General features: G+C 40.7%; 8 protein-coding genes. 7 read left to right on the forward strand and 1 reads right to left on the reverse strand.

The annotated features are described in order from the left end of the window. Positions 1-290 precede the first annotated feature (290 nt). The 6 genes from BTO21_RS06150 to BTO21_RS06175 all read left to right on the forward strand — a co-directional run bounded on the left by BTO21_RS06150 (position 291) and on the right by BTO21_RS06175 (position 7,363). Positions 291-914 carry a carboxymuconolactone decarboxylase family protein gene (locus BTO21_RS06150; protein WP_045032753.1) on the forward strand — a complete coding sequence of 208 codons (624 nt, stop codon included), beginning with the start codon at positions 291-293 and terminating at the stop codon, positions 912-914. Between the two features lie 9 nt (positions 915-923). Continuing rightward, complete coding sequence (locus BTO21_RS06155) at positions 924-3,074, forward strand: FAD-dependent oxidoreductase (protein ID WP_045032754.1); 2,151 nt, start codon at positions 924-926, stop codon at positions 3,072-3,074. A gap of 79 nt (positions 3,075-3,153) precedes the next feature. Beyond that, a complete protein-coding gene (locus BTO21_RS06160; protein ID WP_065193830.1) occupies positions 3,154-4,317 on the forward strand; it encodes an ABC transporter substrate-binding protein in 1,164 nt (387 codons plus the stop codon). 112 nt (positions 4,318-4,429) lie between these two features. After that, positions 4,430-6,091, forward strand: coding sequence for an ABC transporter permease (locus BTO21_RS06165; RefSeq protein ID WP_105026730.1), 1,662 nt, complete (start codon positions 4,430-4,432; stop codon positions 6,089-6,091). A gap of 4 nt (positions 6,092-6,095) precedes the next feature. Continuing rightward, positions 6,096-6,731 (forward strand): ATP-binding cassette domain-containing protein, encoded by a 636-nt coding sequence (locus BTO21_RS06170; RefSeq protein ID WP_045032755.1) that lies wholly within the window; start codon positions 6,096-6,098, stop codon positions 6,729-6,731. Between the two features lie 23 nt (positions 6,732-6,754). Continuing rightward, a complete protein-coding gene (locus tag BTO21_RS06175; RefSeq protein WP_045032759.1) occupies positions 6,755-7,363 on the forward strand; it encodes a CDP-alcohol phosphatidyltransferase family protein in 609 nt (202 codons plus the stop codon). Between the two features lie 74 nt (positions 7,364-7,437). On the opposite strand, the gene punR is transcribed toward BTO21_RS06175, so the two are convergent. Beyond that, entirely contained in the window at positions 7,438-8,340 is a 903-nt protein-coding gene (punR, locus tag BTO21_RS06180; RefSeq protein ID WP_045032761.1) for a DNA-binding transcriptional activator PunR, read from the reverse strand. 104 nt (positions 8,341-8,444) lie between these two features. Between punR and punC the strand changes: the two genes are divergently transcribed. After that, positions 8,445-9,650, forward strand: coding sequence for a purine nucleoside transporter PunC (gene punC / locus BTO21_RS06185; RefSeq protein ID WP_045032763.1), 1,206 nt, complete (start codon positions 8,445-8,447; stop codon positions 9,648-9,650). Positions 9,651-9,690: the final 40 nt, after the last annotated feature.

Below are 9,690 nucleotides of genomic sequence, written 5' to 3' on the forward strand. Positions count from 1 at the left end.
AAGAATAAAACAAATATGGTGCGCTTTATTTTATTTACGCGTTATTTATCCATTACTTTATTGAAACGTATAGTTAACCTTCGATAACGATTGTTTATCATCTATCGACACCCTCATATCATTATAGCTATTGCACCTCTCCCTTCATCGATGAACGTTCTATTTCCTATTGCTATTTCAAGCAATTAATCGAATAAATAAAATTTTTATCATTAAATGAAATACAATATCACTTATCTCGGTCTTGTTAGTTAAGAGTCGTTGTGACTTTCATTTTATAAGGACATTCCTTGCGCATACTAACCAAAAACACATTTTCATTATGGGTAAAACCATTACTATGGTTACAAACACGCCATTTTGGCAAAGTACTCAACCCAGCCAAACTATGGGGACGTAAACCTGTACTTTTTTGGTTAGTTGCCGTGTTCTTTGGTTATCTTGACCGCAAGAAATCGCCGATTGATGCTGTCATAAGATCGTTAGTTTGTGTGCGTGTATCACAACTTAATAACTGTGCATTTTGTGTTGATGCAAATGGCATGAAACTCGCGGAACGTTGTCATTCAGTAGAAAAAATAAAAGCATTAGCAAATTGGCAATCCTCTGCACATTTTTCAGAACAAGAACAAGCTGTACTTACCTACACAGAAGCAATGACTATTACGGGCGCAGATGTGAGTGATGAGATGCTTACTGCACTTGCTACTTGGTATAGCAGTGATGATATTATCGAATTAACGGCATTAATTAGCTTTCAAAATTTATCCGCTAAATTTAACACTGCGCTTGATGTACCCGCACAAGGCTTTTGTTCATTACCTATTCAACCCCAACCAATAAATAATGATCAACAAAATATAGCGCAAACCGATACTATTTCAAATGCTTCAATTTCAGATAAAAATAACTAAGGATCAACAATGAAAAGTAATAAAATTTTGTTGCTTACGGTTATCTTGGCAATTATTGGCGCTTGGTTCTATTTTGATCTTGGTCAATTTCTTACACTTGAAGCAGCTAAGCGAGAACAATTAACGCTACAGCATCATATTATTGAAAATCCAATCACGGCTTATATCAGCTTTTTTAGTTTATATATTTTAGTCACTGCCCTTTCAATTCCTGGCGCCTCAATATTAACCTTATTAGGGGCTGCATTATTTGGTTTTTGGACCAGCCTGATTATGGTGTCGTTTGCCAGTACCATTGGTGCAACGTTAGCATTTCTTTCTAGTCGTTTTATATTACGTGACTGGGTACAAGCAAAGTTTGGTAATCGCTTAACCACACTCAATAATGGCATTGAAAAAGAAGGGGGATTTTATCTACTGAGTTTACGTTTAATTCCTGTTTTCCCTTTTTTCCTTATTAATCTCTTAATGGGATTAACCATCATTAAAACCCGTACTTTTTTCTGGGTCAGTCAATTAGGCATGCTTGCGGGTACGGCTGTTTATATTAATGCCGGTACTCAACTTGGGAAGATAGACTCACTCAGTGGCATTATCTCAGCCCCCGTCTTATTATCTTTAGTTCTACTTGGCCTTTTCCCATTACTTACAACATGGATAATGAAAACAATGACAATTAAAAAGCATTATAAGCAATGGCAAAAACCAGCCCATTTCGATCAAAACCTTGTTGTCATAGGAGCGGGGGCGGGTGGTTTAGTCAGTGCGTATATAGCAGCAGCAGTAAAAGCAGAAGTCACACTGATTGAACGTCACAAAATGGGTGGCGATTGTTTAAATACCGGTTGTGTACCTTCAAAATCACTTATTCGCGCCGCACATACTGCTGCCGATATCAAAAAAGCTTCACAGCTTGGCATTGATGCTCATATTGATCATATCGATTTTGCTCAAGTTATGGGACGTATCCATAATGTTATCGCAAAAATAGAACCTCATGACTCTATCGAACGTTACAGTCAATTAGGCGTAAACTGTGTTACTGGTGACGCGACGATTCTGTCGCCTTGGGAAGTGGAAGTAAATGGCACCCGTATTACAACCCGTAATATTGTTATTGCGACAGGTGCACGTCCTTTAGTTCCTGCGATTCCTGGCTTAGACAGTGTCAATTACCTAACATCCGATACAGTATGGAAGTTAACCGCCCTACCAAAACGATTACTTATTCTTGGTGGCGGCCCTATTGGCTGTGAATTAGCCCAAAGTTTCTGCCGCTTAGGTGCTGAAGTCACGATTGTTGAAAGATCTCCCCAACTACTAAATCGTGAAGATATCGATGCAGCTCAATTGGTTGAGCAAGCTCTTACTCACGATGGTGTGAACATTTTACTGCAACATAATGCGGTACAATTTGACTCTACGATTGATGATAATGGTCAGCATATCCAACGTGTTGTCGTTGAACATGACAGCCAACAAGTTAGCATTGAGTTTGATGCGGTCATGGTCGCTTTAGGACGTGTTGCAAATGTGCAAGGATTTGGTCTAGAAGAGCTTGGTATTACCACAACTGAACGCGGTACGGTGGCTGTGAATCAATATTTACAAACCCAATATCCTAACATTTATGCTGTTGGTGATGTCGCAGGCCCTTATCAACTGACTCACGTTGCAGCTCACCAAGCATGGTATGCCGCGGTGAATAGTTTATTTGGTGCCGTTAAAAAGTTCAAAGTTGACTACTCTGTTATTCCTGCGGTCACTTATACTGCACCTGAATTAGCACGTGTCGGTATTAATGAAAAAGAAGCTCAAGCACAAGGTATTGACTATGAAGTCACACGTTATGGACTTGATGATTTAGATCGTGCCATTGCGGATGGCTATGATGAAGGCTTTATTAAAGTCTTAACCCCTAAAGGCAGTGATAAAATTTTAGGTGTCACGATTGTTGGTCATCATGGCGGTGATTTACTGGCCGAGTTTACGTTAGCAATGCGCCATAACTTAGGGCTAAATAAGATTTTAGGCACTATTCACCCTTATCCAACCATGAGCGAAGGTGCAAAATACACCGCTGGCGTATGGAAACAAGCGCATGCACCTCAAAAATTGCTTGCTTGGGTAAAGAAATATCACCACTGGATGCGTAATTAATAGCGCGCATATAAGGATATCAATTGTGAACACACCATTTTCAACCTTAAAGAAACTAACACTAACGGTTGCTCTATTAGTGAGCAGCATCACAGCACAAGCAGACGAAACACATAAAAACGTCGATATCACACCGACATGGCAGCAAACCCTCACCCAAGCTAAAGGTGAAACTGTCTATTTTAATGCTTGGGGCGGCAGCCAAGAAATTAATGATTATCTATTATGGGCTAATACTCAATTACAACAGCGCTATGGCGTGACACTAAAGCAAGTAAAAGTGACAGACATAGCCGAAACCACTCAACGTTTATTAGCCGAGAAAACCGCGGGTAAAAATAGTGGCGGCAGTGTTGATATGGTATGGATCAATGGTGAAAACTTCCGCTCAATGAAACATAATGGCTTACTCTACGGCCCTTTTACACAGCAGCTTCCTAACTGGAAATATGTTGATAAATCATTGCCTATTGATAAAGATTTTTCAGAACCTACCCAAGGACTAGAAGCACCGTGGGGTGTGGGTCAACTGGTGTTTATTTACGATCCTGAAACATTAAAGAATCCACCTAAAAGTTTTAAGGCTCTATTAGCCTTAGCGCAACAACATCCGGGGAAAATCAGTTACCCTAAACCACCAGAATTTCATGGCACCGGATTCTTAAAGGCGGCGTTATTAGAACTAACAACTGATAAAAAAGCCCTATATCAACCATTACAGCTACCCAAAGATCAGGCACTATTTGATCGTGTTACTGCACCATTGTGGCATTACCTTGATCAGCTACACAAAGTCGCATGGCATCAAGGTAAACAATTCCCAGCAGGTACAGCAGAGACAGTACAGTTACTTGATGATCAACAATTACTGTTAGCAATTACGTTCAATCCAAACGCAGCAGCAGCTGCCATTGCCAACGGTAATTTAACTGACAAAGCAAAAACCTATGCGTTCAGTGCTGGTGCGTTAACAAATATCCATTTTCTGGCGATTCCATGGAATGCAAATGCCAAAGCCGGTGCACTAGTAGCGATTAATTTCTTATTAAGCCCTGAGGCACAAGCACGTAAAGCAGATACCAGTTTATGGGGTGATCCAACAATCTTAACCCCACAAGCCTTTAAACAATTACCAGCATCGTATAAGAAACCGAGCTTTACGCCCTATCCTTCAATTGCTGAGCCAAACCCAACTTGGTTAGCTGCAATTGAACAGCAATGGCAACTAAGATATGGCAATTAAGATATAGCACTAGGATACAGTAACTAACCCACTGTTATATTTATTATAAATCAAGCTAACTTGCACTATGATAGCAAGTTAGCTTTTCTCGTCTGATGTTTATTTGAGCCCTATGTTAGCCATTATATTTTTTATCACATTATTGCTCTTTGCTAGTCCATTGATCATTGGCTTTCTCGGCATGTTGGCACCTGCTTTTGCATGGCTACCTGCATTGAACATGCACCAACCATCATTATTAGGCTGGCAACAACTTTTTGCTTGGCCTGATCTTGGTCACTCGATTAGCTTGACGTTATTATCTGGCCTTGGCAGTACTCTGCTTGCCTTATGGTGGTGCTATTTAATTTTGCGACGTTACTGGTTAACACCGCAATGGCAAAAAATAGAACGTTTATTGGCACCTTTATTAGCTTTTCCACATGTTGCTTTTGTACTTGGCTTTGGCTTAATGTTTTCATCAACAGGTTGGCTTGCACGTATTTGGCATCATCTCGGGTTAGCTGATTCTTTTTACCCTACCCTGATCCATGATCGTTATGGGTTAGGATTACTGTTTGCATTAGCGATTAAAGAAACGCCTTTTTTATTATTAATGAGTATTAGCATTCTCAAACAGCTTGATATAAAACGTCTTTATCAAGTATCTATCAGTCTCGGCTACAATCATCAACAAACATGGCATAACGTTATTCTACCGCTGTGGTTACCTAAATTACGCTTAGCTATTTTTGCGGTGGCAGGTTATGGATTAGCCGTTGTGGATGTGGCTTTGATTATTGGTCCGACACATCCCAGCACATTATCAATGCTAATTTGGCAATGGTTTACAGATGGTAATTTAACACAGCTACCACGTGCAGCGGCAGGTGCTTTCTTATTATTAAGTATCGTGATCATCACCTTTGGACTATTACGTTTAGCAGAATGGTGGCGACTGTCATATGCAATATCATGGCAATATAAAGGCGCAATTCAGCAGCATCCACGCCGTATACCCTCTCCGATTGCTACTTTTTTTAGCCGTGGTTTATTATTATTGCCATTGATTATGTTGCCAATTTTAGCAATATGGTCGTTTGCATTGCGGTGGCGTTTTCCAGACTTACTCCCAAGCCGTTATAGTGACCGTTTTTGGCAACAACAGCTTGAACCACTGCAACAACTCGTCAGCAACAGTATTACTCTCGCGTTAATCAGCAGTATTTTGGCATTAATCATGGCGATCATTTGTCTGGAATACCGCCAAAAATACCAACGTGGTATACCAACAATACTGATTGCAATACCGATGATTGCACCACAATTATCACTTTTATTTGGTATGCAAATAGCGATTTCTTTTGTTGCTGGGCAACATTTTTGGTTATGGGTAAGTTGGAGTCATTGGCTTTATGTCTTCCCGTATATTTATCTTACCTTAGATGGGCCATGGCGCAGTTATGATCAACGATTAGATCAAACAGCACGAAGTTTAGGCTTAAATGGTTGGCAAACATGGTGGCGGGTTAAATTCCCACAATTAAAACCGGCATTATGGTTAGCATTTGCCGTTGGGTGCAGTGTGAGTTTGGCACAATATCTACCAACACAAATGCTGGGCGCTGGGCGGGTGTCTACGTTAACCACTGAAGCGGTGACTCTCGCAAGTGGTCAAGATCGACGTATTAGTGCAATTTACGGATTATTACAAGGATTATTACCGTTGGTCTTTTTTACTCTCGCGATGGTGTTTGCACAACGCAAAACATCTAAAACTCACATCACAAGGTAATCTTATGACGCTTTCTGTTTCACAACTCACCTTACGTCATCGCAATAATAATTTGGTTGTAGGGCCGTTAACGTTTGACGTTGAAGCGGGAAAAATAATGACACTCATGGGACCGAGTGGCGGTGGTAAGTCAACCATTCTTAGCGCTATTGCAGGTCATCTTACTGCTGACTTCACAGCTACGGGTGAAATACGGCTCAATAATCACTCTATAATCTCGTTAGCCCCTAATATGCGTCATATAGGCATTGTTTTTCAAGATGATTTACTGTTCCCTCACCTTAATATTTGGCAAAATCTTGCGTTCGGATTACCCCAAGAGATTAAAGGTAACCAACGAAAACAACGCGCATTAGCAACATTAGATGAACTCGATTTGCTGGATTTACAACATCAACAAGCGCATGAAATATCAGGCGGACAACGTGCGAGGATCAGCATGATGCGGTTATTGCTATCACAACCGCAAGCGGTATTACTTGATGAGCCATTCAGTAAATTGGATAAAACATTGCGATCTTCATTTCGTCAGTTTGTATTTGATCAAATTAAACAACGTGATATTCCTGCGTTAATGGTTACTCATGACGATGATGATATTCCGACAAATGGCGATGTTCTACATTGGCCTTGGCGATAAACATAATAAGAACAGGAAGTACCATGCTCGACCGTTACAGCATTACCCTTATACGTCAGCCATTAGCGAAATTGGCGGCATTACCTGATAATTATGGTATCAGTGCCAATCAAATAACCCTTTGTGGGTTTGTAATTGGTCTCTTTGCGCTTCCAGCATTAGCCTTTGAACATTATGGTTTAGCTTTATTCTTTATTATTATAAATCGGCTATTTGATGGTTTAGATGGCGCAGTCGCACGCCGACAAGGTATTACCGATTGCGGTGGATTTCTTGATATTACCTTAGACTTTCTATTTTATTCATTGATCCCGTTTGGTTTTGTGCTGGCAGATCCGAGTCAAAATGCCATTGCGGGTGCATTTTTGATTTTTTCTTTTATTGGTACGGGTTCAAGTTTTCTGGCATTTGCAATTATGGCGGGCAAACGCAATATAGAGAGCCCAGTATATAAACATAAATCGTTGTATTACATTGGCGGCTTAACGGAAGGCACAGAAACGATAGCCTGTTTTATCCTGTTTTGTCTGTTACCGCAGCACTTTGCCACTATTGCATGGATATTCGGCGCTTTGTGCTGGATCACCACCACCACACGTATTTGGGCGGGTTATCACACCCTAAAAAATTAAATTAGCACCGCTGGATAGATGTCGATACTGCGTCATCTATCCAACGGTTCCTTCTTATCAATAGTAACAATTAATCAACGTACCCATTGACGGTGTAATTGTTCGCTGTCACCTAAGTAATCCAATAACCAACGTACAGCAGGATTCATGGTTTCAGTATTCCATGCCAAGCAACATGGACTTACTGATGGTTTTAATGCTAATTCTTTTTCAATCAATTCACCCGTGGCTATTAATGGTATCGCCATATGGCTGGGTACTACGCTCACCCCTAACCCTGCTTTTAAACACTGCATCGCACTGTGCCAATTAGGGACTAATATTCGGCGCTGATTATCCATCAACCATGTGATCCGTTTGGGTAACGTCCGTGAGGTATCTTCTAAACAAATCGCTGGATATTGTGCTAATTCATGCGGTTCTAATGGGTGATCGCATGTTGCCAATGGGTGCTGGGGATCAATCACAAATTTCCAGGTTAATGTGCCCATATCTCGATAGTCAAAACTACCACCAACAGGTACAGCCGCTGTTGCACCGATGGCAATATCAGCTCGCCCATCAGCCAGCGCATCCCATACCCCATTAAACACTTCCATAGTAAGATGCAATTCAACATCAGGAAAATGTTCATAAAAATCTTTTACCAACATATTAACGCGACTTTGACGTACAACCGTATCTAACGCGACCGATACATTTTGTGACCAACCATTCGCTACACGTTGAGTTTGGTATTTCATTAATTGCATTTGTTTAATTAATTTGCGTGATTCTTCAACAAAATACTCACCTGCGGGTGTTAGTTTAACCTGCCGATGTAATCGAACAAATAATTCGACAGCTAAACGCTCTTCTATCAATCTTACGGTGTAACTGATAGCACTTGGCACTTTATGTAATTCTTCTGCTGCGCCTGAAAAGCTGCCACGACGGGCGACAACGTCAATAACTTGTAGATCATTATAGGAAAACATATCACATCAAATTTTTTGAAAGCATGGTTGAAATTTTAGCGTTTTACAGCTATTAAAACCAGCATTACACTAACGTCAATTGAAATATTGACCAAAAGTATAAAATGAAAAATCAACCATCTAAAATTACCCTGTTCTGGTTTGCATGTTTAAGTATGCTAGGTTTTCTAGCAACAGACATGTATTTACCTTCGTTTGAAACGATTCGTGCCGACTTTGCAACCACCCAATCTCTTATCGGCCTGTCACTCAGCGTGTTTTTACTCGGTATGGCATTAGGCCAAGTCGTTTATGGTCCATTATCTGATCGTATTGGACGCATCAAAGTCCTTGTTGGCGGTATGGTGTTGTTCAGCCTCGCTTCTATTGCGTGTTCATTAGCACCCAATATTGAAGTATTCCTTGCTGCTCGTTTTGTGCAAGCATTAGGCGCATGTAGTGCAACCGTTATCTGGCAAGCCGTTGTGGTTGACCGTTACGATGGTAAAGTCTCTGAGCGTGTATTTGCGACCATTATGCCTTTAGTAGCACTTTCTCCTGCTTTAGCCCCTTTACTTGGCGCAATGCTTGAGCATCAATTAGGCTGGCGTAGTATTTTTATCGCATTAGTTGGTTTTGGTGCAGTATTGGCTATCATGACACTGAAAGAATCTGAGAGTGCGAATCTTAGCCAACAACAAGAAAAGTTAACCGTCAAGCTACGCAAAGATTATGGTCAAATTCTAAGCTCAAAGAAATTCTGGGGTAACATGCTTATTTTCGCAGCATGTTCAGCGGCCTTCTTTGCTTATTTAACCGGTTCACCGTTTGTAATGTCAGCGATGGGTTACTCAGGTACTGATATTGGTTTGAGCTATGCACCACAAACTGTTGCCTTTATTATTGGTGGTTATGGTTGTCGCTCATTACTGAATCATTTCGAGAGTAAAAAACTACTACCGTGGATTTTGGCATTGTTCTTTAGCAGCGTGTTAATCATGTTTGTGATTTCAATTTCAATGACTGTTACCACTATCTGGCCAATTTTGATTCCATTCTGCTTCCTTGCAGTGGCTAATGGTGCTATTTACCCATTGGTTATTAGCTCAGCGTTATCTGATTTCAGAAACTGTAGTGCGACTGCTGCTGGTTTACTGAACTTTATGCAAACAATGGTCTGCTTTGCGGCGAGTGGTTTAGTTTCAGCCTTTGCTGGATACGGTTTATTCACGGTAACTTTAGCCATGTTTATTACTGGCTTTATCGCGATTATCGGTTTCATTTTGGTGACACAATCACGCCACCAGCAACCTGTAATAGCAACAGCGTAATTCTATAAACCCTTAGTTATAATAAGCAGCCTTTATGGCT

The sequence above is a fragment of the Photobacterium phosphoreum genome, assembly GCF_002954725.1.
Classification (GTDB): Bacteria; Pseudomonadota; Gammaproteobacteria; order Enterobacterales; family Vibrionaceae; genus Photobacterium; species Photobacterium phosphoreum.